Origin of the sequence: Pseudomonas sp. MAG002Y (assembly GCF_019400845.1) — a bacterium.
Lineage (GTDB): Bacteria > Pseudomonadota > Gammaproteobacteria > Pseudomonadales > Pseudomonadaceae > Chryseomonas > Chryseomonas luteola.
This window is the reverse complement of the sequence record NZ_WOEJ01000005.1, coordinates 309,531-330,464: the sequence shown is the minus strand read 5'-3', so window position 1 is coordinate 330,464 and position 20,934 is coordinate 309,531. Positions and strand designations below refer to the sequence as shown.

The 20,934-nt window shown below is 56.9% G+C and carries 22 protein-coding genes and 1 pseudogene; 7 read left to right on the top strand and 16 right to left on the bottom strand.

What is annotated here, in order from left to right; translation table 11 throughout:
* Positions 1–389: 389 nt before the first annotated feature.
* Positions 390–1,346: a GlxA family transcriptional regulator gene (locus GM154_RS09980; RefSeq protein WP_219652113.1), complete on the bottom strand. Its 957-nt coding sequence runs from the start codon at positions 1,344–1,346 to the stop codon at positions 390–392.
* Between the two features lie 104 nt (positions 1,347–1,450).
* On the opposite strand from GM154_RS09980, the gene GM154_RS09975 reads away from it, so the two are divergent.
* From GM154_RS09975 to GM154_RS09960, 4 genes are all read left to right on the top strand, one after another.
* Positions 1,451–2,248, top strand: a complete 798-nt coding sequence (locus tag GM154_RS09975) for an SDR family oxidoreductase (RefSeq protein ID WP_074825582.1) — start codon at positions 1,451–1,453, stop codon at positions 2,246–2,248.
* 31 nt (positions 2,249–2,279) lie between these two features.
* Positions 2,280–3,044, top strand: coding sequence for an SDR family oxidoreductase (locus GM154_RS09970; protein WP_219652112.1), 765 nt, complete (start codon positions 2,280–2,282; stop codon positions 3,042–3,044).
* 54 nt (positions 3,045–3,098) lie between these two features.
* Positions 3,099–4,280: an MFS transporter gene (locus tag GM154_RS09965; protein WP_219652111.1), complete on the top strand. Its 1,182-nt coding sequence runs from the start codon at positions 3,099–3,101 to the stop codon at positions 4,278–4,280.
* Positions 4,281–4,437: 157 nt separating this feature from the next.
* Positions 4,438–4,770, top strand: coding sequence for a GNAT family N-acetyltransferase (locus GM154_RS09960; RefSeq protein ID WP_219652110.1), 333 nt, complete (start codon positions 4,438–4,440; stop codon positions 4,768–4,770).
* A 59-nt stretch (positions 4,771–4,829) separates the two neighbouring features.
* On the opposite strand, the gene GM154_RS25935 is transcribed toward GM154_RS09960, so the two are convergent.
* From GM154_RS25935 to GM154_RS09940, 5 genes and pseudogenes are all read right to left on the bottom strand, one after another.
* The gene (locus tag GM154_RS25935; protein ID WP_374940313.1) at positions 4,830–5,585 is read right to left on the bottom strand and encodes a methyl-accepting chemotaxis protein; all 756 of its coding nucleotides are present in this window, start codon (positions 5,583–5,585) and stop codon (positions 4,830–4,832) included.
* A 102-nt stretch (positions 5,586–5,687) separates the two neighbouring features.
* Positions 5,688–6,755 (bottom strand): annotated as a pseudogene (locus GM154_RS25930) (HAMP domain-containing protein); the annotation flags it as partial.
* 323 nt (positions 6,756–7,078) lie between these two features.
* Positions 7,079–8,509, bottom strand: coding sequence for an efflux transporter outer membrane subunit (locus GM154_RS09950; RefSeq protein ID WP_219652108.1), 1,431 nt, complete (start codon positions 8,507–8,509; stop codon positions 7,079–7,081).
* Positions 8,509–9,540, bottom strand: coding sequence for an HlyD family secretion protein (locus GM154_RS09945; RefSeq protein WP_219652107.1), 1,032 nt, complete (start codon positions 9,538–9,540; stop codon positions 8,509–8,511). Before GM154_RS09945 ends, GM154_RS09950 begins: the two co-directional genes overlap by 1 nt.
* The gene (locus tag GM154_RS09940) at positions 9,537–11,069 is read right to left on the bottom strand and encodes an MFS transporter (RefSeq protein ID WP_219652106.1); all 1,533 of its coding nucleotides are present in this window, start codon (positions 11,067–11,069) and stop codon (positions 9,537–9,539) included. The genes GM154_RS09945 and GM154_RS09940 overlap by 4 nt, the downstream gene beginning before the upstream one ends.
* Positions 11,070–11,165: 96 nt before the next feature.
* On the opposite strand from GM154_RS09940, the gene GM154_RS09935 reads away from it, so the two are divergent.
* On the top strand, positions 11,166–11,945 hold the full coding sequence (locus GM154_RS09935; protein ID WP_122042642.1) for an IclR family transcriptional regulator: 780 nt from the start codon (positions 11,166–11,168) through the stop codon (positions 11,943–11,945).
* A gap of 1 nt (position 11,946) precedes the next feature.
* Here the strand turns inward: GM154_RS09935 and GM154_RS09930 are convergent, their stop codons facing one another.
* The 5 genes from GM154_RS09930 to GM154_RS09910 form a co-directional block, all read right to left on the bottom strand.
* Positions 11,947–13,023, bottom strand: coding sequence for an alpha/beta fold hydrolase (locus GM154_RS09930; protein ID WP_150347476.1), 1,077 nt, complete (start codon positions 13,021–13,023; stop codon positions 11,947–11,949).
* 151 nt (positions 13,024–13,174) lie between these two features.
* Positions 13,175–13,489 carry a hypothetical protein gene (locus tag GM154_RS09925; protein ID WP_083397888.1) on the bottom strand — a complete coding sequence of 105 codons (315 nt, stop codon included), beginning with the start codon at positions 13,487–13,489 and terminating at the stop codon, positions 13,175–13,177.
* A 79-nt stretch (positions 13,490–13,568) separates the two neighbouring features.
* Positions 13,569–14,390 (bottom strand): cytochrome c oxidase assembly protein, encoded by an 822-nt coding sequence (locus GM154_RS09920; RefSeq protein WP_219652105.1) that lies wholly within the window; start codon positions 14,388–14,390, stop codon positions 13,569–13,571.
* Between the two features lie 21 nt (positions 14,391–14,411).
* Positions 14,412–14,876, bottom strand: coding sequence for a DUF2243 domain-containing protein (locus tag GM154_RS09915; RefSeq protein ID WP_010798185.1), 465 nt, complete (start codon positions 14,874–14,876; stop codon positions 14,412–14,414).
* A 144-nt stretch (positions 14,877–15,020) separates the two neighbouring features.
* Entirely contained in the window at positions 15,021–15,401 is a 381-nt protein-coding gene (locus GM154_RS09910; protein ID WP_219652104.1) for a hypothetical protein, read from the bottom strand.
* 189 nt (positions 15,402–15,590) lie between these two features.
* On the opposite strand from GM154_RS09910, the gene GM154_RS09905 reads away from it, so the two are divergent.
* Both GM154_RS09905 and GM154_RS09900 read left to right on the top strand, forming a co-directional pair.
* Complete coding sequence (locus GM154_RS09905) at positions 15,591–16,529, top strand: AEC family transporter (RefSeq protein ID WP_037030913.1); 939 nt, start codon at positions 15,591–15,593, stop codon at positions 16,527–16,529.
* An 89-nt stretch (positions 16,530–16,618) separates the two neighbouring features.
* Entirely contained in the window at positions 16,619–16,996 is a 378-nt protein-coding gene (locus GM154_RS09900) for an RcnB family protein (protein ID WP_219652103.1), read from the top strand.
* Between the two features lie 107 nt (positions 16,997–17,103).
* On the opposite strand, the gene GM154_RS09895 is transcribed toward GM154_RS09900, so the two are convergent.
* From GM154_RS09895 to sctQ, 5 genes are read right to left on the bottom strand one after another with little or no spacing between them, the layout of a single operon-like run.
* On the bottom strand, positions 17,104–18,147 hold the full coding sequence (locus GM154_RS09895; protein WP_219652102.1) for an EscU/YscU/HrcU family type III secretion system export apparatus switch protein: 1,044 nt from the start codon (positions 18,145–18,147) through the stop codon (positions 17,104–17,106).
* A gap of 33 nt (positions 18,148–18,180) precedes the next feature.
* Positions 18,181–18,993 carry a type III secretion system export apparatus subunit SctT gene (gene sctT / locus GM154_RS09890; RefSeq protein WP_219652101.1) on the bottom strand — a complete coding sequence of 271 codons (813 nt, stop codon included), beginning with the start codon at positions 18,991–18,993 and terminating at the stop codon, positions 18,181–18,183.
* A gap of 9 nt (positions 18,994–19,002) precedes the next feature.
* Positions 19,003–19,272: an EscS/YscS/HrcS family type III secretion system export apparatus protein gene (locus tag GM154_RS09885; RefSeq protein ID WP_010798179.1), complete on the bottom strand. Its 270-nt coding sequence runs from the start codon at positions 19,270–19,272 to the stop codon at positions 19,003–19,005.
* 1 nt (position 19,273) lies between these two features.
* A complete protein-coding gene (gene sctR / locus GM154_RS09880; RefSeq protein WP_010798178.1) occupies positions 19,274–19,930 on the bottom strand; it encodes a type III secretion system export apparatus subunit SctR in 657 nt (218 codons plus the stop codon).
* Entirely contained in the window at positions 19,923–20,921 is a 999-nt protein-coding gene (sctQ, locus tag GM154_RS09875; RefSeq protein WP_219652100.1) for a type III secretion system cytoplasmic ring protein SctQ, read from the bottom strand. Before sctQ ends, sctR begins: the two co-directional genes overlap by 8 nt.
* Positions 20,922–20,934 lie beyond the last annotated feature (13 nt).

The following is a 20,934-nucleotide window of genomic DNA, read 5'->3' as shown; positions in this document are numbered from 1 at the left end:
AAATCGGTTACCGGAAAGGACAGCAATCCGGATGAAAGGGTGTGCTTGAGTTCTTGTGGAGTCATTTTTGTTGCACCTTGCTTGATGGCGTACGTGGCTAAGGAATAACTGCTACTTGTTGTACGACATCGTATGACTATAGAAAGTAAAGTGCAACCTAGATAAGAGTCTATGTCTGACTGGAAAGGCGCAACCTAGAGCAAGTGGCTGAAACAACAGAACAATTTCTTACAATTACAGGGCCAATAGGCGTCATGGCTTGGCTGCATGAAGAGCCTAACCGTTTTTATTCAAATCGGTAGAGTTGGCTTATTCCCAGTCCTTTTTATGCTTCCAACCGATTGAATATTGCCAAGCATCTTGCCGCACGGCTGTATGCGCCCTTCCCTTCAGAGCATCTCTTCAGTCATCGCATTACCTCGCCGTATTGCCTGTGGTGGCATGCCGAAGCCGCGTATAAAGGCCTCTCGCATATGGCGGCGATCACGAAAGCCGGTTTCCTTGGCAATCACATCCAACGAGTGACGGCTTTGCTCGATCATGAGCCGAGCCGCTTCCAGGCGCAGACTCTCGATAGCCTTGGCAGGTGATTGGCCAGTTTCCGCAGTAAAGACACGGCTGAACTGACGCGGGCTGAGGTGAACGGATTCGGCCAGCTCTTCCACGCTCAGGGGGCGGCTCAGGTGTTGTCGGGCATAGTTCAGGGCGTTCTGGATACGATCAGACTTAGGTGCCAGGTTCAGCATTTCGGAATGCTGGCTCTGACCACCGGCACGTCGTTGGTGCATGACCAGCTTGTGCGCTACCGACCGGGCAACCTCATTACCCAAATCCTTTTCCACGATTGCAAGTGTCAGATCAAGCCCTGCCGTCATCCCGGCTGACGTCCACATCGGACCGTCCGTGATATAGATACGGTCTTCCTCGACACGGATATCAGGGTAACGCCGCTGCAACTCCCGCGCATACGCCCAATGGGTGGTTGCACGCCGCCCTGCCAGCAACCCGGCTTCCGCCAGCACAAAGCCACCGGTACAAATAGCGGTCATCCGGCGCGCCTGGGTACTGGCGTCCTGAATAAAACCAAGCACAGCGTCAGGTGATGGTGCAGCCAGTGGGTTGTTTACCCCCGCCACGATCCAGGTATCCGCCTGGCTATTGGGCCCGAGTGCCCGGGAACCCACCATCAGGCCAAGCGAGGAGCGGACCTCACCGCCCTCCAGCGAGAAGTTCTCGACTTCGTAGAACGGCTCGCCTGCCACCACGTTGGCATATTCGAAAACCGTTTGCGTCGCCAGTGAAAGGATCTGGAACCCGTTTGACAGCATGTAACCTACCCGGTGCATGATCGTCTCCCTGACGATGTCCTGAAAACGAACCATAAACGTCATTTAGGTCGCGGTCAATTCACTGCATGATGCCTCCACACCCACCCAAACGGAGCAGCATCATGAACACTCTTCATCAAGGCACTGCACTCATCACTGGCGCCTCTTCCGGTATCGGCGCGGTATATGCCGAGCAATTGGCCCGTCGCGGTTATGACCTGATTCTGGTTGCCCGCAACCGTGAGCGACTCAACACTCAGGCCGAGCGCATTGCCACGCTGACCGGACGAGCCGTGGAGGTCCTGCCTGCCGATCTCAACGATAAATCATCTTTAGCAGCCGTTGAGGCAAAGCTCAAGGAAGACGCCAGCATCACTCTTCTGGTGAACAACGCGGGAATCGGTACTCACACCCCATTGCTCGGGAGCGATGTCGAGCAGATGGTGCGAATGATTGACCTGAACGTGACGGCACTCACTCGCCTTACCTACGCTGCCGTTCCGGGATTCGTCCACCGCGGCAAGGGCGCCATTATCAATATCTCCTCCATCGTCAGCCTTGCACCAGAGATCCTCAATGGCGTCTACGGCGGCAGCAAGGCGTACGTGACGGCGTTCTCTCAGTCTCTGAGCCATGAGCTGGCCGACAAAGGCATCCGCGTACAGGCCGTCCTGCCCGGCGCTACGGCCACTGAATTCTGGGATATCGGCGGTCTGCCGCTGGAAAACCTCGACAAACGCATCGTCATGTCACCGGAAGACCTGGTGAAAGCAGCGCTGGCCGGCTTTGACCAGGGCGAGCTGATCACCATTCCTTCGTTGCACGCCCTCGAACGCTGGGAAGCCCTTGAAGCGGCCCGCCAGGCCCTGGCCACGCAGCTCTCCAGCAATACGCCTGCTTCCCGCTACGCCACTTACTGATCACCTCTACATTCACCTAGGAGACTTCACCATGAACCTAAGCGGAAACACTATCTTCATCACTGGCGGTACGTCTGGTATTGGTCGCGCACTGGCCGAAGCCTTTCATCAACGTGGGAACAAGGTCATCGTGGCGGGCAGGCGCCAAGCCCTGCTCGATGAGGTCGCCAGGGCAAATCCCGGTATCGATACCATAGCGCTGGATATCAACGATCCGGAACAGATCAAAGCCGTCGTCCAAACAGTCATCGAGCGCCACCCTACCCTTAACGTCCTCATCAACAATGCTGGCGTCATGCCGTTCGATAATGCGGCCTCCGGCGCACTGGACGATGAACAGGCGGTGCAGCTGCTCACGACCAACCTCCTGGGTCCGGTCAGGGTCAGTGCTGCATTTGTAGAACATCTAAAGCGGCAGCCCGAAGCGTACATCATCAACAACAGTTCGATTCTGGCCTATGTACCGCTGGCAGTTACCGCACTGTACTCCGCCACCAAGGCGGCGATTCACTCCTATAGCCTGTCGCAGCGCTTCATGCTTCGGGATACGTCAGTAAAGGTGCTGGAAATCGCACCCCCGTGGGTCGATACCGATCTCATTCACAAGAGTGGTGATCCACGCGCCATGCCGCTGGATGAATTCATTACAGAGATTCTGGAGAAGCTGCAAAGCGCTGAAACGGAAGTCATTGTCGACCGTGTTGCGGCCTTCCGCGCCAATCCTGGTCCCAATGAGCATGCGTTGGTAGAGCAGTTCAACCAAGCCCTGATTGCCAACCCTATTCCTGTCGGCTGAATACGCCCCAGGCTACTCGCCACGGGTGGCCTGGGTGATTCACTGGAGACGCTCATGAAAGGTCTTATCGCGCCACCCACCTTGCTTGCATTACGATCCTTGAGTTTTGCGTATTTCGTCCAGGCGGTAGGTGCTTTGTCCGTGGTTGGCTGTCTGCAGCAGATTTCCCAGGAATGGTTGCTGACCGATACCCAAAGCGCGTACCTGATCTCCCTCTTCGGCATCACCTTTGCCCTGGCTGCGCCCCTGCTGCAGGTCGTTCTGGGACACCTTCCCAGACGGCGGCAGGTTCTGCTTGGCCTGGGCCTGTTCAGCAGCGCTTCGCTTCTTTTCGCACTGGCGCCAAATTACGGCGTGCTGGTGCTGGCTCGCGTTCTTATGGGATTGGGCGCAGGCTTTATCGGTCCGGTATTAGGTGCACTGGGCTCAGCCCTGGTTGACCGGGCCCAGCAAGGCCGCGCCATTGCCATTGTATTGTTGGGATTGAGCGTGGCGGGGATGGCAGGCATTCCCTTGGCCGCCTGGATTGCTCAGCATTGGGGCGTACGCTCGCTTTATCTGATGCTGAGCGTCGCGGGCTTCATGACTGCCCTTCTGATTGCCCGATTCGTTCCCGACCATGTGCAAGGTGAGCGCATTGCGGTTTCAACGGTTGTATCCCTGCTCACACGCCTTGGTTCGCTCAGTACCTTTCTGGTGGTGTTTTTCATCACTTCAGGCGTGTTTTCTACCTATGCGTTTCTGTCCCCCATCATCCGCGATGTGTATCACGGTGGGCCAGAAGACGTGTCTGTTGCCCTGGCGGTGCTGGGCATAGCGGGCGTAGCAGGCAACCTGTTCGTGACACGGGCTGCCGGACGTTACAGTGCAGAGCATATGCTTCTGTCCGGAATCAGCCTCCTGGCCGTAACGCTTCTACTCTTGGGATACGGTCCCGCTCGCCTCGGCTGGCTGCTGCCTGTGCTGGTTCTGTGGGCATTCGCTACGGACATGGTATGGCCTTCACAGCAACGGCGGGTGGTCGAGCGTATGCCGGAACGACGCGGTATCGCCCTGGCGCTGACGGCTTCCTTCATGTTTTGCGGCATTGGATTTGGATCGGCGGTGGCGGGCTGGGTCTATCCTGTCTATGGCTATACGGGCGTGCTAAGCGCCTCATTACTGTTCTTTGTTATGGCAACTGTCTGCCTTGCGGTGTCGTACAGTCAGACTAAGGCTGCTATTCCAGTAATGTAAATCCGTATGAAAGGTTGAACACAACACCCACCCTGTAAGACCTACCGTGGGAGAGCCGTATGGATACGATGACACTCAAACCGACTTCAGAAGCAGATTGCCCTTTTTTCTCGATTTGAGGAGACGCGCGCTCGTACCTCACGAAGTAGCAGCCGGTATGCAGCGCTCCGAGGAAGAGCATAAGGCCCGGGTATTGGCGCACCTTGAAAATGGTCAACTGGTAGTGCTTGAGAACACACCCATTGGGCTCATCAAGGTAGTGAAATCGGACCGTGTGTGGAAACTGCTTCAGCTCCAAATCATCCCGGAGCAACAGGGCAACGGCATCGCCACTACCTTGGTGACGAATCTGTTGAGTGAAGCGCGATGTGCATCCATCCCGGTGGTATTGACCGTCCTCAAGAACAATCCAGCCAAGCGGCTCTACGAACAGCTCGGCCTTTCCATAACCGGGGAGCAGGAGTTTGTGTACGAGATGCAGGCGGGATAGTACGGCACCGTAAAAGACGGTCAAAAATGAAAAGCCGCCCCGGAGGGCGGCCTTCGTTGCTACACCTTAAACTGATCCATCAGGGTCTGTTGATGGTTGGCCAGCGCGTTCAGCGACTGGCTGACCCGCGCGGATTCTTCCGCCTGCCCTGAAAGCGACTCCGTGACCTCACGGATACCACTGACGTTACGATTGATCTCTTCCGCCACGGCGCTCTGCTCTTCAGCGGCGCTGGCAATCTGGAGGTTCATTTCCGTAATGACCGAGACGGCGTCACCGATCTGACGCAGGGCCAACACAGCTTTACCTACATGCTCGACGTTACCCTGAGCCTGCCGGTGACCATCGTGCATGGAGTCGACCACGTTCCGCGTGCCCTTTTGTAAGTCTTCGATGACCTGACGAATCTCCTCAACTGACTCCTGAGTCCGCTTGGCCAACCCTCGTACCTCATCGGCCACCACTGCAAAGCCACGACCGGCATCCCCGGCACGTGCAGCCTCGATGGCCGCATTCAGCGCCAGCAGGTTCGTCTGCTCAGCAACACCCCGGATCACTTCCAGCACGCTACCGATCTGTTCGCTACTATCTGCAAGGCCTTCAACCTGGCTCATGGACGCACTCATGTCAGCGGCCAGCTTCTCGATGCTGCGGGTGGTTTCATTGATAACGGCAAGACCCTCATGAGTCGCATGGTCAGCACCGCGAGCGGCTTCCGCTGCCTGCGCGGCGTTACGGGCCACATCGTGGGCGGTAGCGCTCATTTCATTCGAGGCGGTCGCAACTTGATCCACTTCATGGAACTGATGCTGCATACCCTCGCTTGTACGGGTGGCGATAGCTGCTGACTGGTCCGCCGTTGTACGCGCGTCCTGAACCGAGCGTTTTACGTCCGCAATAATGGGTTGAAGCTTGTCGAGGAAGCGGTTGAACCAGCCCGCCAACTGTCCCAATTCGTCTTGCTTGGCATACCCCAGGCGGCGTGTCAGATCGCCTTCACCGCTGGCGATATCCTTGAGCATGGCTGCAACCGCCAGGATAGGACGCGTCACGCTGCGGGCGGTGAACCACATCAGCAGAAGGCCGCTGAGCACAGTGATCAGACCAACCACAACTGAGAATACGCTATCGGAGATCCGACGCTCATCCAGCTCATCAGACAGCTGAATGGCTCGGGACAGGACTATGTTCTTTGGCGCTTCAAGCAGGATGCCCCACGGCTTGGCCTCTGGGATAGGCTTGATCGGCTCGATGACGCGAACCAAGTCATTATGAGACAGCAAAGCCGACTGTCCCGTCGCCAATGCCTGCTTGAGCTCGCTGGCCTGGCTGGCATAAACCTTATCCAGGGACTCTCCCAGCCGCTTGGCATCATGGCTATGACCCGCCAGGAGCCCTGCCGGGCTGACAATGCTGACCTCGCCCTCACCCTTGTACAGCTTGTCGCTGGCTTTTTCGGCAATCTGCTGAAGTGTGTTCAGGCTGATATCAATGCCGATAACACCGGTCACCTTGCCGTTTTGCTCAATAGGCAGGGCGATGCTGGTCATCAGGACCTGCTGCTCATTCACCTCATCGAAATAAGGGTCCAGCAGACAGGCCTTACGCGTATCACGAGGACAAGTGTACCAAGCGTTATAGGCTGCACCACTCGGCCCGGGAGTCGTCTTGGTAAGCTCCTCCTCAGTCATTGATTCGAAATCGAATGTTCCCGGCTCCCCTTGAGACCAGTACAAGGCAAAACGGCCACTTGCGTTGCTGCTTTCCTCTTTCGCATTGATGAACTGTCTGTCCTGTCCGTCTAGTGCGTTGGGTTCGAAGGCAATGTACAGCCCCAACAGGTCAGGGCGTGCCTTGAGTGCGTTGCCCACGACCTCAACCAGCTCCTGACGCAATTCACGGGCACTGATAGCCCCTCTTGCCTGCTGCCCACTCAGCAGCTTGACCTGGCCTGCCAGGCCCAGTCCGTAGTGATAGGCACTCATGAAGTCGCGCTGGATACGTAGCGCCTGGGCTTCGCCCGAGGTTTGCAAGCGAAGCTCCGCAGACTGCTCAAGCATGCTGAAACTGGTCTGCTTGACCACCTCACCGCTACGCTTGGCCTGGTAAAGAGACGCACCGACCAGCAGTGTCACAATAGCCAGCAGGCATAAGCCTGCCAGCGCAGTGATCTTCAGCTGGATTGAAAGACGGTTGAACATAGTAAAGGCCTGATTAAATTGATGCCTTTGCTATCGGCCTATTCTCGCTGCGCTTGATTAGATTATTCCTATGAAGGATTTAAACATTCCTATTGCAGGGTTACGGTTTAACCTTGATGGACCGAAGCCTTCGGCCATCCACCGGCCAATACCTTGTACACCTGCACCAGATCCGTCGAGACGCGGGTGGCACTGTCCACCAAGGCGCTTTGAGTCTGGATCAGCTCACGCTGGACATTCAGCACGTTGATGAAATCAATGGCGCCTTCCTTGTAGCGCGCCTGGGCTGTTTCCAGCGCGATACGGTTCTGACTGACCGCTTGTGCAAGCGCCGCATGGTGACGTTGCTCAGCACTGTAGGACGTCAGTGCATCGTCTACTTCATGCCAGGCAGCCAATACGGTGCGTCGGTAATTCAAAGCCGCTTCCTGTTGCTGACGTTCGCGCAACTCCAACGTGCCGGTCAGGCGTCCACCTTGGAAAACAGGCAGGTAAAGGCTGGGACCGATCGAGAACTGGCGGGCGCTCCATAACCCGAGATTAGAGCCTTCCAGTGCCTGGAAGCCAAAATTGCCGCCCAGGCTGATGCGTGGATAGAAATCCGCTTGGGCCACGCCTACGGCTGCTGTAGCCTGATGCAGAGCTGCTTCGGCCTTCTGGATATCCGGACGACGACGGGCAAGCTCCGACGGCAACCCCACCGGTACGGCCGACGGCGGCTCTGGCAAGTCTCGCGGCTGCCCCAACTCCTGGCCGAGCGCATGGGGCTCCTGGCCAAGCAGATAACTCAAGGCATTGATGAGACGGGCCTGCTCTGCCTCCAGTAACGGAATACGGGCTTCGATCGTGGCCACTTGGGCAGCCGAGTTGGCAGTGTCCAGGTTGGTTGTTACACCATTCTCAAAACGGGTTTTGGTAAGTGCCTGACTTTGCCTGGCAATATCCAGGTTCTGCCGGGTAACCGCCAACGTTGCCTGAACACCCCGCAGGCGCAGGTAGTCCGCTGCGGTTTCTGTCGCAATGCTCAAGGCGACGCCATTCCGTTCAGCCTCGCTCAAGGCAACGCCTGCGTTGGCAGCCTCCAGGGTACGCCTGACATGGCCCCAAAGGTCTACCTCCCAGCTTGCCTTGAGGCCGTACTGCCAAAGATTGAAATCGGACTTTCCATTATTGCCCGAGGCATCCATAAGGCCTTGCTCGCTGTTGCGTGCACGTTGGTAGCCTCCTGTGGCCGAGACGTCTGGCAGTACATCGGCACCGGCAACCTGCAGCAGCGACCGACTCTGCTCGAAGCGGCTGCTGGCAAGGGCCAGGTCCAGGTTGGTGGAGGCGGCCCGCTCAACGAGTGAGGTCAGGAGTGGATCGTTGAACTGTGTCCACCACGCCTTTTCAATGGGATGGCTAACCGTCACGCTGCCAACGGCCTGTGATGGGCCTTGCCAGGCCTTGGGCAGGACCGCCTCAGGTTTATGAAAATCAGGTCCCACGCTGCATCCGGAAAGCACGGCCAACGTGATAGCCAATAGAGAGCGGCGCATCAGTGAACCTCTCCCTGCGTATCGACAGTCGCCACCACCGACAACCCTACACGCAGATTGGCAACGGCTGGCTGATCAGGCTCGAACACGATCTTGACCGGGACCCGCTGGGCGACCTTGGTAAAGTTGCCGGTGGCGTTATCGGGTGCAATCGCTGAAAACGCAAGGCCTGTAGCGGGTGCAAGACTTTCGATATGGCCATGCAGGACCTGATCCGGGAAAACATCGACCCGCACATCGACCGGCTGATTGGCCTGCATCCTTCCCAGCTGTGTTTCACGGAAATTCGCCACCACATAGGCTTCACTGACCGGTACCACGGCAAGCAACGGTTTGCCCGGCGCTACGTAGGCACCTACCCGAACCGAGCGTTGGGCAATCACGCCATCGCGAGGCGCTACAATATGAGTATATGACACATTCAGGTCGGCTTGTTCGCGTGCAGCTTCGGCCTTTGCCTGGGTGGCTATTGCGACATCGCGCTGCGCCTTGAGTACGGCCAAGTGCTTCTGGGCCGCGACGCGGGCTGCACTGTCACGATCCCTGGCGGCCTGCCATTGCAGGAGTTCGGCCTCAGCCTTCTGCTGCTCCTCGACGGTACCGGCCCCTGCCCTGGACAGGTTGCGATAGCGCTTGGCATTGGCTTGGGCAAATGTAAGCGATGCATCGGTAGCACGCACCGTCGCCGCCGCCTGATCGATGATGGCAGCCTGACGATCGATTTCAGCGGTCAGGTTGGCCACCTCGGCCGCAGCAGCCTTCACCGCCGCCTGAGCCGAAGCCTGCGCCGCCACGAAATCACGATCATCGATACAGGCCAGCAACTGGCCGGCCTTGACCGGCTGATTATCCGAGACAAGCACCTCGGACACCATGCCTGCGACCTTGGGCGCAACCAGTACTGAATCAGCGGTGATAAAAGCATCGTCCGTGCTTTGCGTTCCATCATTCTGGGCGACATGGACACAGGCATACAGGGCGCCAAGCACAACGGCGACGCCGACAAGAGAAAACGCGGTTTTATGACTCATGGCATTACCGGAGGTTGAGGTGGATAAGCCCGCTTGGGCAGGGTCAGCAGGACCAGCAGCATGAATGCCGCGACGCCGATCAGCGCCAGATAGGCGTCGCTGAACGACAGGACGAACGCCTGCTCGCGAACGCGGTGGCTCAAGGCCGACATCGAATCGTTGGTCAGCAGAGGTGATAGCTGGGCCTGCGCCGACCCGAGCCGGTCAAGCAGGACATTAGAATGAAAGTGCTCACGCACCGTGATGAAATGCTCCAGCAGCGCCGCACCGATTACAGAGAAAAGACCCCGTACGGTATTGACGGTGGCGGAGGCAAAAGGACCTTCAATAGGCTGTACCACACCCGTGGCGCACATGAGCAGCGGAACCACAATCATCGGCTGCGCCAGGGTCTGCAGGATTTGCAGGGTGTAGAAATCGTCCCGAATCCAGTCGCTTGTCAGCTGTGAGCCACCCAGGCAGGCCAGCGTCATCAGGCCAAGGCCACAGGCAATGACCCAACGGGAGTCCACCCAGTTGCGATTGATGACAGTGGCTACCAACGGCGCCATAAGAAGCTGTGGCAAGGCGATCATCAGAGCAATCGGCATGGTTTGCAGGGGACGGTAGTCATGCACGTGGGCAAGATAAGCGGACGGAATCGCCACACCCGACATGCCCAAGATCAGAAAACTGGCCAGCGTAATAATGCCGAACGAGAAATTGCGTCGACTGAGCAGTTGCAGCTTTACCAGCGGAAGCGGGTGAAACCACTCGTTGATCAGAAACAGAGGAAACAGGATGGCAGCGCCAATGAACAACGTGCGGATCAGTGGCGAAGCCAGCCAGTCCAGCCGCTCCCCCTGCATCAGGGCAATCACAAGCATAGCCACACTGCCACACCCAAGCAGTGCACCCAGCCAGTCGGCTTGTTTGAAGCGCTCAAGGCGCAGCGGGTCCTGCGGCAAGCCATAAGCGATACAGGCGGCGGCGATCAGGCAGGAAGGCACCACCTGCCAGAACACCAGATGCCAGTCCAGATAATCCGTCCAGACGGCAGCCAGCGGTACGGCAAGGTTTGGGCCGAACGTCGCGGTCATGGCATAGGCTGAAAGACCATACAACTTGATATGCCAGGGCAGGAAGCGTAGCGCCGCCGTCATCAGGAGCGGCGGCAGCGCCCCTCCGGCCAATCCCTGGAGGACGCGTAAAAACAGCAGTGACGGCAGATCTGGTGCAAACGGACACAGCAATCCCAGGAAGGCAAACGCCAGTGTTACCCCGATAGCAAATCGGCGCAGCGAAAACGTGACCGCCAGCCACGGTGAAATGAGCATCGCCGACACCTCGGCGGCTCCGTACAATGCGCTGATCCAGGTGCCTTCGTCATGACCGATTCCAAATACGCCCCGTATATCTGCAAGGGCGATTTCCGTTACGCGGTCGTTGAGACCTGAAGTCAACGCTGCAATCAGGACACCGATAAGTCCAATAGCCAAACGCCAGCCAAAGGGTGCTGGAGCTGGCGCCGGTGGCGCAGTAGGAGACATAGAATTTCCAGAAACGAAAGGGCTCGAAACTGAGCCTATGGTGCAGAAGCAATATGCGGTACAGTGTACCGAACAGTGATACACAGGACAATATCTATGACGACCTCTGAGCCGGAACGTGGTGCCATTCAGGTCATTTCACGGGCCGCGGCCATCCTTCGTTGCCTTGAAAATGAACCCGCAGGGCTAAGCCTTGGCGCTATCGCCAAACGCATCGACCTGCCCCGCTCCACCGTGCAGCGGCTGGTGGATGCACTGGCATTGGAGCAGCTGCTCGAAGTTCATGGCGCTGGCGGCGTGCGGTTAGGACCAGCCCTGATCCGGTTGGCGTCCCGGAGCCATGGCGATATCACCCAGCGGGTGCGCCCCTTTCTGGAAGAGTTGTCCAAGCACACTGGCGAGACGGCTGTACTGGTACATGCCAATCGCGCTGAATTGATGGTGCTGCACTCGGTTATATCCAGTCAGGAACTACGAGTAGCACCCACCCCCGGTAACTTTCTGGCCATCCATGCTACTTCGGGTGGAAAAATGCTGCTGTCGGGCATGACGGACAGCGTAGTAACCCAGCTGCTTGGACCCGAGCTAAAAGTGCTTACCCACAAGACCCTTTCCACCCTGCCCGCCTTGCTCGATGAGTTGCAGCAGATTCGGGAGGATGGCTTTTCCTATGATCGCGAAGAGCACATGCTGGGTGTCCATGCCATGGCTATCGGCATCGAAACGCCTCAGGGCCGGTATGCCATTTCCCTGGTTGGCCCTGCCTGGCGAATGGAGGCAAATGACGAGGGCCTGCGCCGCGCGTTAACAGATTGCCGTAACGCACTAGCCGACGCGCTGCGTAGCCCTCAGGTCGATCATCCGCCGGCTGGATGAGTCAGGCGAGTTCTGCACCTTCTGCAACCAATGGATCGACTCCAGCATTTTTGTCGGCCAACTGAAGCACCTCGCTGATTGCCTGACTGACAATGCTCGGGTGGTCTTCAGGATTGAAATGTCGCCCGCCGGGAATGGATACCAGAGAGGCGTTCAGCTCAGCTGCCAACTGCTGGCCCGAAGCGAACGTAATGGAGTCCGAATCTCCCCAGACGATCCGCTTGGGCCCACGGATGATGGACAGTTTCCCCGCCAGTGCCTGGGTGTCTTTCGAGTCCAGACAACTGATCTGATGCGCAAAGGCCTTGGGGCCGATGGTTCGCGAGTACGGCTGCCAATGCAGGCTGATCGACTCCTGGCGGCGAGCCTCATTATCGTGTCCCAGGTTGTACACACCGCTTAAAAAGAGTGGCTTGAACAGACTGGGTGGAAGCTGTTCGATGACCGACGCCTTGAGTTTGGCCAGGCGCACCGTAGGAACGGGCCAGTTGTCATACGCGACGCTATCGACTAGCACCAATCCGCTACTAAGCTCAGGATGCCTGACCAGGAGTTCCTGAAGTACGCCCCCGCCCAGATCATGTCCGACGAATACGGCTTGGGTGATGTTCATGTGCTGCAGCCAGTCGTACAGGTAGTCCGCTTGTTTGGGGAGCGAAATGTCGCGCTCAAGGCCCTCTTCCATCGACCAGCCAAAGCCCACCAGCTCCCAGGCAAGGCAACGCACACCCGGCTTACAGACCTGCGGAATCACATAACGCCACAGACGTGGATGAGTAGGAATACCATGTACCATGATGACGGGTACTGCACCTGGGTCGGAATCACCGTGCTCCTCCCACCGCATAGTGATGCCATTGACGAGGGCTGTACGAATAAGCTCGGGCGCTGCCTGCTCATTCGCATCGATTGACGCCTCATTGGCACTCGGCTTGAGCAACGCGCTACCCAGCCCCAACGCCGCTGCAGCCGACACCATACTGCGCAGCCCTCCACGGGGCATGGCCAGTGCACAGGCCGCCGCCACGCTACTCAGGATCAAGCGTTTCTTGTCGAAATTGAAAGATGACTTGTTCATGTGACCTCCAAACCTGTTCAAGGTGTGGGCCACAATATGAGACCGGAGGTTCCGGTCAGAACCAGAGAGACGACAAAGGGCGTGTACTGGCAAGGCAGACAACACCCTCTGAATAATCGGAGCCTAACGCTGAAAGGCGCCGTGTAGGACCTTACTGGTTAGGCGCGTGGCCATATTTCTTGATGAACTGCTTTTCCATTTCCTGGCAGGACTGCTGGATCGAGAGACGATCCCCTGAGCCAGCGGCGGCAGCATCAGCGCGCTGATGACAGGCTTCGATCGTACTCCGTTCGTTGGCTTCAACCTGAGGCGAAGGCCCGCGGGTAAAGAGATAGATCATGCCGCCAAACAGTGCGAAGGCAAAGGCAATGGCACCGACGGTCATCCAGAGGCAGCCGGCCTTACTGGGCGGCGGCTCGGGCTCGTCGGTATTGAGATGGATATGGGGGCTTTTATCTTCTTTCACAACGGGACCTCTAGCCGTGGGAACGCGAATCTAGCATGTCTTTAACGCTTCGATAACTGAAAGGATGTGCAGGTTCTCCTTATCCTGTCCTGGTCAGCCCATAAACCAGCGGCTGATGACTGTACGCTTGGGCCTGGAGGCGTTTGCGATGACGAAACCACACCCTGCAGAACGCAACGGCCAGTAGCACCTCTGCCAAATCACCACCGTAGTACATCCATTGAGCGGCAGATTCGATTTCGGTACGCGCATAACCAAGCCCATGGGGATAACCAAACCCATACATGATCTTGGCCAGCCCTGCGTGGGCGGCCATAGCGATGAACAGCACGACCAGTCGCAGGCGCAGCGTAGGCCGATGAGGCGCGGAATCAGGTCCGGCAATGGCCCAGGTGAACAGATACCCCGACAGGATAAAGTGCAGATGCAGCCAGGTATGAACCCATGGGCTGGTCTGGCTTAGCGCAAAAAATGAGGTCAGATACAGAACATACATACCGCCTATATCCAGAAGCGCCGCCGCAATCGGATGAGTCAGCACACGCATGAAGCGCGTCGCCAACAAGCGAACCAGTACCCGTGCCGTATCAATGGGTATAGTGCGCAGCACCAGCGTACCCGGTGCGCCAAATACCAGGCCCAGCGGCGCAAACATGCCCAGCAGAAGGTGCTGGAGCATATGCCCGCGAAGGTCCTGATGAGCAAAGCTCGATACCGGTGGCATGAAGGCGACTACGATCAGGGCGATGCCAGCCGCAAAGCTGAGCGTACGCCAGCCGGACCATGTCCGTCTTTGTCGCTGCAAGCAGATTACACCGAAGCAGTAGAACAACCAGACGATGATAGCCAGCAGGATCGGGAATACCGCTACGTGGCCCGGCCCCAGGAAATAGGCATGCATTATCAGCAAGGCTCCTAGGGGTTATGGGCTGACGTAGGTGCGTCGGGCTCTTCTCAGCAATAAAAGGCCAATCAGCAGCAATACGATACCTGCGAGGTTCCAGAGCAGGTCATACAGCATTAGATTGTCGACGTATCGGACCTGATGCAGGCGCAGGACTTTGTGGTCAATCAGGCCATCGAACAGTTGAAATGCCCCCATCCCCATGAAGAAGCCGGCCCAGGCCTGGGGTTTGGCAAAGGCTTTACGCTCCCGCAGTTCGGCCACCATGAAAAACCCGACAATAATCAGAATGAGTTCGGCCGAATGCAGGATGCCATCGGAAAGCAAGGCGAAAGCACCCGTGCCACGATCCACAAAATGATGCCAGGCCAAGACCTGGTGAAAAATGATTTCATCGATGGCGGCCATGAAGCCGATCCCAATAAGCAACGCAGCTGTCAGGGATCGGCGCGCCAGAAGCGTGGCTGATGTTCCGGTAGCCATGGGCATTCCTTCTTGTCTCGGTCACTCACTCGTCTTATCCAGTGGTCTGGACAAGCCTCTGTGAAGTAAGACGCAAGACGAGCGGGATCGTTCGAGGAAAGCCACTGGTTCAGCGCAGGCAGCAATTACCTGTCAGGCAATTTATTACTCTACTCGTATGGCGGAATGCACATCCTTGCTTTCAATCCATCCCTCTACCGGCTGCTGATCACCCGTAGAGATCTGGATCTTTTTCCAGCGCTTGTATTCACGCGTATCCACTATCCGTACGGATGTGCCAGCTGCCAGACGAGTCTGCACATTCCCCCGCCGAGCCGCTGCCGTGTCATACACAACAGGCCATTTACGCACCAACACGTTGTCTGTCTGCACATGCCAGGTTTGCTCGGGACCTGCTTCACGAAACGAAACTTCAGCCGCATGCACTGTGATCGAGGAGAAAGAGGCACCCAAAAAAGCCAGGCCTAACATGAGGGTTTGCGCGGCCTTCAGCCTGTGATTCGGGTGTTTCCTTGGGGTTGCCATTAAGTCGCTCCATGCAATGATGGCGCTATGACAGTGTTCGATGCAGCAGGTTCGATGCAATTAATCATTATTTGAATGAATTAAGAAAGGCGGTACGGATCATAGCCGTAAGAACGCTGGCATCGAGCCTGGCCCTGATCCTGCCAAGCTGCCATGATGAGTCAAAACAACAAGGACGCAGCGGTTACCGTGCTACAGATACTGTCCATCACGACCCCTATCTTCATCCTGATTGGTCTTGGCTTTTTTGCTTCCAAGAGCGGCATTCTGGTGCGAGAGCAGATCCGTGGTTTGGGTAGCTTCGTCATCACATTCGCAATGCCGGCCCTGATCATCCGGGCGTTATCCGAAAGCCCGATCGATCAAGTGTTCAATAAATCCTATCTGATCGCTTACGCGGTAGGATCGCTTCTAGTCTTCACCGGCGGCTTTTGCTTTACCCGCTACAAGCTCAAGCAGACCCTGGATGTCAGCGCCATTACAGGCATGGGCATGTCGGTGTCCAACAGTGGCTTCATTGGCTATCCGATTGCCGTATTGGTACTGGGACAACCGGCTGCGGTAGCGTTGGCCCTCAACATGCTGGTGGAAAACATGCTGATGATTCCATTAGCGCTGGCGCTGGCTGAAGCCAGTCGCTCCAGTGAAGGCGGTGTGTTGAAAGTGCTCTTGGACATCGTCAAGCGACTGGGCAAGAACCCGATGATCATTGCGATTCTTGTCGGGCTCCTGCTGTCGGCACTACAGATCAAACTGCCTATCGCGATCTATACGGTGATCGACATGCTGGCCCACGCCTCAGCGCCCACTGCGCTCTTTGTAATTGGCGCCACGTTGTATGGCCTGAAGGCAAAAGGCATGCTGGTCGATGTCGGCCGGATTGCGGGCAGCAAACTTATCCTACATCCACTGGCAGTATTTCTGATGACCCTGATGCTGCCCTCCATTGATCCAACGCTCAAGCTCGCAGCCGTTTTGTTCGCCAGCGCGCCGATGATGAGTATCTATCCGATCATAGGACAACGCTATGGACTGGAGGGCCGTTGCGCGGCTGCGCTCATGGTGGCCACAACCGCCTCGTTTTTTACAATCAGTGCTTTGCTCATGTTTATCAGCCCTGCACCGTGACGCGGGGCCGCAGCGGAAAATAAAACGCCTTGGGGATATCCAGGAGCCAATGCAGGTCTCATGTGTAGACTCGATCATTGGAGGACGAGATGAATATCAAAGCACTATCGGCCATAGTAGCCATCAGCACATCCCTTGCAAGCGGTGCCCTTTTCGCCCAGCAAGCCGCTGGCGATCACCAGCCTTCCAACAGCAAGTACCAGTCCGAAGTAATGAAAAAGGCACCTAATCAGTCAGAAGATGCCACCGTCATGGACCCGAACAGCAACAACGAATATAAGGTAGGCAGCGAAGCGCCTGATAAATATCAGCGTGATACCTACCGAATCAAGGATTGGAAAGCCCACGGCCTGAGCGCTCCCGAAGAGAACCAGCACTGGGTCAAGATCGGTAACGATTATGTGCTCCTGAAAGACACCGAAGGCGCGATCATCAAGATCGTCAAAGGGCAGGACTCGAAGAAGTAACAGCGGGCTGATCAAGCTTGTCAGTACTACACATAAGGGCCGGAACAGTTACCGGCCCTTATTCTATAAGTTTGACTTACTCCTTAGCCTGCGCCCTTGTCTATCAGCTAAATCAGGCGAGCACCTACCAGAATGTCCGCCACGGCCTGAAAGGTCGCTTCCGGCACCCCTTCTCCGGCTGTCCGCTGGGCAATGCGCTCAGCCAGTCCTCCGTTGACCGCATGAGGGAGCCGCAGCTGCTGTGCGTCCTGAATCATCTGGTGGGATTGCTCGGGTTCTGCACGGCAGACAATGACCGGCACCGGTGTCTCGCCCCTGACATATCTCAACCCTACGACCCACTGCCCAGGCGCACCAATAATGAGCGAGGCATGCTGCAGGCCACGCTTGGCTGAAAGGCTCTGCATGTCGCGGCGTAACCGCTGGCGCTCACGCTTGACCATCGGGTTGCCGTCAGTGTCCTTGAGTTCGCGCTTCTGTTCGCTCTTGGTCATGCGCATTTCCCGAGCAAAGAGCCAGCGCTGCATCAGCACATCGAAACCGCCTACGATCAAAAAAGCGATGATAGCCGTGATAACCAAAGGTTTTAGAAGCCCCAGGAACGTGGCATACAGGCAGGAGGTACCGCAGTAGGAAGACTCCATTAGCCGTTGCAGCCCCAGCCGGTAGACGATGGTGAACGCCACCGCCATTGCGCAGAGCTTGATAAGCGCCTTCAGAAATTCGATAACGCTGCGCATGGAAAAAATACGCTTGAAGCCGGCAACCGGATCGATCCGCTCATACGTTGGCTTCACCGGCTCGGCCGAAAAGACCATACCGCGCATGACCACAATATTCGTCAGAATCACTGTGACTACCGTGACAGCAAACAGCGGTAACGTAGCGGCCATCAGGACATCAAGCCCCAGCATTTGCAGCCTTGGCCAGACTTGGGTAAATGGCTCGACGTAGATTCGGCCTGCCTCAAGCAACAGCGCCTTTACACGCGCCTCGATATCGGGCGCTATCACGACCACGCACAGGGTGCAGGCCAGGATAACCATACCGGTTACCAGATCCTGGCTTTTGGGTAGCTGCCCTTTCTTACGTGCATCACGCAGTTTCTTGGCTGAGGCCGGGAGGGATTTTTCCTCAGTCTGCTGACTCATGACACCACTACCTGAAAGCGCCTGTTCATTGCCCTAGCCCTCAGAGACGGCCTGTTCCAACCAGTCGAACACCTCATACAGGCTACCCAGCTCCGATAACATGAGCGGCACAAGGAAGGATGCGTAAAGCACCATCAAGAACGAAAACAGCAGATTCTTTGCCGGGAGAGACAGATCGAATACATGCAGCTGGGGCGCCATACGGGAGAGATAGGCCAGCATCATGTCAGCCACTAGCAGCGCCACGACAATGGGTGCGATCAGCAACACCCCGATCTGCATCACACGGTCCAGTATCCGCACGATTTCCAGCGCCGTGTTTTCTACCACGATCGGGCTAAAGGTCAGGGTCGGCCAGAGGCCATAGCTGCGGTAATACCCATCCACCATGAGCGTAAAGCCCCCAGACATGAAAAACAGTGTGATCAGGGTAACCGTCAGGAGCGTGGCGGAAATGCTCGTCTCACCGGCGCCCAGTGGATCTATCAATTGGGCCATGGTAGATCCACGCTGAAGATCGACCAGCTCACCTGCAACCTCTGCGGCCCAGAACGGAATACCGAAGGCAAGACCAATCACCAAGCCAATCGCCATTTCCTTGATCAGCAGCCCTGCAATGGCAAAACCAGTCGGTGCGTCTGCCAGCGAAAGCCCGGCATAGATGACTGGCGCCACCGGAATGGCCAGCACGACGGCTACCGCCGAACGGATCATGCCGGTCAGTCCCAGACGATTGAATGCCGGACTGATGATGACCATGCCCAACGCCCGTGCCACTGCCAGGCCAAAGGCCGCGAGGAAGGGGTAGACATAGTCCAGAAGCGCCTGGGCAACGGCAAAATTCACGTCAGTGCCTTACCGTGTCCAGGCTGCGAAATTATCGAGCATCCGTTCGGCCAATTGCCCCACTTGCCCGGCCAGAAGCGGGCCGACCAGGATCAGCACAAGCAGCACAGCCACCAGCTTAACGGCCTGCGGCAGCGTTTGATCCTGAATCTGTGTAAGAGCCTGCATGAGCCCTACCCCAAAGCCGATCACGATGGCGACGATCAGAGCCGGCGCCGACAGGAGCAACACGGTAAGCAGTGACTCCTTCATCAAGGAAAGAAACAGATCCTGTCCCACCTCAGCCTCCGTAACTCATGATCAGTCCGTGCATCAGGCGTGACCATCCTTCAACCGCCACGAACAGGAAAATTTTCAGGGGAATGGAAATCAACGTAGGCGACACCATCATCATGCCCATGGCCATGAGGGCATTGGAGACGATCAGGTCGATCACCAGAAACGGGATATATAAAAGAAAGCCGATCTCAAATGCGCGGGTCAGCTCCGAACTGACAAAGGCGGGAATGAGTACAACCAGATCATCGTCCCGTAAGTCTGCCCGCGCCTCCTCCGACCAGATGCTCTCTGTCGCCTGCATGAAGAACGCGCGCTCATTATCATTGGCGAACCTCGAAAGATGGTTCTGCAATGGCTGACGAAGCGCTCCAGCGGCTGCTTTGACACCGTCCACGCTCTCCAAACTGATCGGTTGATGCTCCAGCTGCCGGTACATCTCACCTACCAGCGGAGTGGTCACATACACGGTCAGAATCAAAGCAATACCGTACAAGACGAGGTTCGGCGGCGTTTGCTGAATGCCCAAGGCATTGCGGATCAGAAACAAGACGACAGAGATCTTGAGAAATCCCGTCATCGTGACGACTGCAAGCGGAACCAGCCCGATCGTCGCAACAACAATGATGATCTCAATCAGGTTGGGCTGAAATTCATCCATGTGTTGATAGGCTCGTGATCCGTACGCCTAGCCCTTCGCCAATCCTGACCAGGGTACCGCGGCCGAGTCGGCGGCCGTTCACAGTGATCTCAACGGCCTCGTCAGTCGAGTCCGGAAACGCAAGGATGCTTCCCTCCGACAGCGCCTTGACCTCACCTAGCGGCAACTCCAGCCGCCCCGCCTCACATACCAATGTAACAGGCACCTCCCCTAATGGATCATCCTCGGCGGTTGTTTTATGCATGGACGTATCACTCATGTCCCATTCCTTACTGACAGACGTTAAAACCAATGCGGTTTGCAGCTGGTATCCCGAGGCCACTACTGCCAGAGGCGCCCTGAGCCGGTTTTCAACCGATATCCAGGCGCCCTGGTTCGAGCGCAGCATCACTACATCACCAGGCTGTAAACCTTGCAGTTCACTCAGGCGCACCTGCTGGCTGCCGATGCAGAGCATTAGGGGGAGCCGCAGCTGAGAAAGAGGCAAATCACCGGCAGGAAATGTTTGATCGAGGCATGGCAAGAGCGGACCAAGGGTTATGGCTGAAAGATCCAGCATCACGGGATAGGTCTTGTCCCGCAGCGTTACCTGAAACAAGAGCCGTATGGGATGAGGAATGTCCACGGGACCGGCTGCGAACCGAATGGAGAATTCGGTGGATTGCTCAATGGGCTGAATAGAGGTCAGGAGCGCCTGCTCGATCAGCAAGGCCCGGAAGCGCGCCGGAGCGCCGATGCCCTCCAGTAGCGCTCCGCCAAGTGCCTGAACCAGCGATGATGGCAGCTGCAGACAGGCTGGCTGCTCATTGAACATGAGCGGAAACGACAAGGCGGACTGGATGGGCTGGGAGTTCCATGCAAGCCGAACGCTGACGGGATGACCTGTAATCTTTCCCTGCCAGTCTTCACGCGAGCGATACACACGATTGGCAAGCCTGACGTCTTCAAGTGTGACAAGGGGAAACACCAGAGGGGCAACCTCTTTACTCATGCAAAACTCATCA

Bases quoted from the DNA above. Each gene is read 5' to 3' on its own strand.
- GM154_RS09980 (WP_219652113.1), bottom strand. From the start codon at position 1,346: ATGCACCGGGTAGGTTACATGCTGTCAAACGGGTTCCAGATCCTTTCA.
- GM154_RS09975 (WP_074825582.1), top strand. From the start codon at position 1,451: ATGAACACTCTTCATCAAGGCACTGCACTCATCACTGGCGCCTCTTCC.
- GM154_RS09970 (WP_219652112.1), top strand. From the start codon at position 2,280: ATGAACCTAAGCGGAAACACTATCTTCATCACTGGCGGTACGTCTGGT.
- GM154_RS09965 (WP_219652111.1), top strand. From the start codon at position 3,099: ATGAAAGGTCTTATCGCGCCACCCACCTTGCTTGCATTACGATCCTTG.
- GM154_RS09960 (WP_219652110.1), top strand. From the start codon at position 4,438: ATGCAGCGCTCCGAGGAAGAGCATAAGGCCCGGGTATTGGCGCACCTT.
- GM154_RS25935 (WP_374940313.1), bottom strand. From the start codon at position 5,585: ATGCAGCATCAGTTCCATGAAGTGGATCAAGTTGCGACCGCCTCGAAT.
- GM154_RS09950 (WP_219652108.1), bottom strand. From the start codon at position 8,509: ATGCGCCGCTCTCTATTGGCTATCACGTTGGCCGTGCTTTCCGGATGC.
- GM154_RS09945 (WP_219652107.1), bottom strand. From the start codon at position 9,540: ATGAGTCATAAAACCGCGTTTTCTCTTGTCGGCGTCGCCGTTGTGCTT.
- GM154_RS09940 (WP_219652106.1), bottom strand. From the start codon at position 11,069: ATGTCTCCTACTGCGCCACCGGCGCCAGCTCCAGCACCCTTTGGCTGG.
- GM154_RS09935 (WP_122042642.1), top strand. From the start codon at position 11,166: ATGACGACCTCTGAGCCGGAACGTGGTGCCATTCAGGTCATTTCACGG.
- GM154_RS09930 (WP_150347476.1), bottom strand. From the start codon at position 13,023: ATGAACAAGTCATCTTTCAATTTCGACAAGAAACGCTTGATCCTGAGT.
- GM154_RS09920 (WP_219652105.1), bottom strand. From the start codon at position 14,390: ATGCATGCCTATTTCCTGGGGCCGGGCCACGTAGCGGTATTCCCGATC.
- GM154_RS09915 (WP_010798185.1), bottom strand. From the start codon at position 14,876: ATGGCTACCGGAACATCAGCCACGCTTCTGGCGCGCCGATCCCTGACA.
- GM154_RS09910 (WP_219652104.1), bottom strand. From the start codon at position 15,401: ATGGCAACCCCAAGGAAACACCCGAATCACAGGCTGAAGGCCGCGCAA.
- GM154_RS09900 (WP_219652103.1), top strand. From the start codon at position 16,619: ATGAATATCAAAGCACTATCGGCCATAGTAGCCATCAGCACATCCCTT.
- GM154_RS09895 (WP_219652102.1), bottom strand. From the start codon at position 18,147: ATGAGTCAGCAGACTGAGGAAAAATCCCTCCCGGCCTCAGCCAAGAAA.
- sctR (WP_010798178.1), bottom strand. From the start codon at position 19,930: ATGGATGAATTTCAGCCCAACCTGATTGAGATCATCATTGTTGTTGCG.
- sctQ (WP_219652100.1), bottom strand. From the start codon at position 20,921: ATGAGTAAAGAGGTTGCCCCTCTGGTGTTTCCCCTTGTCACACTTGAA.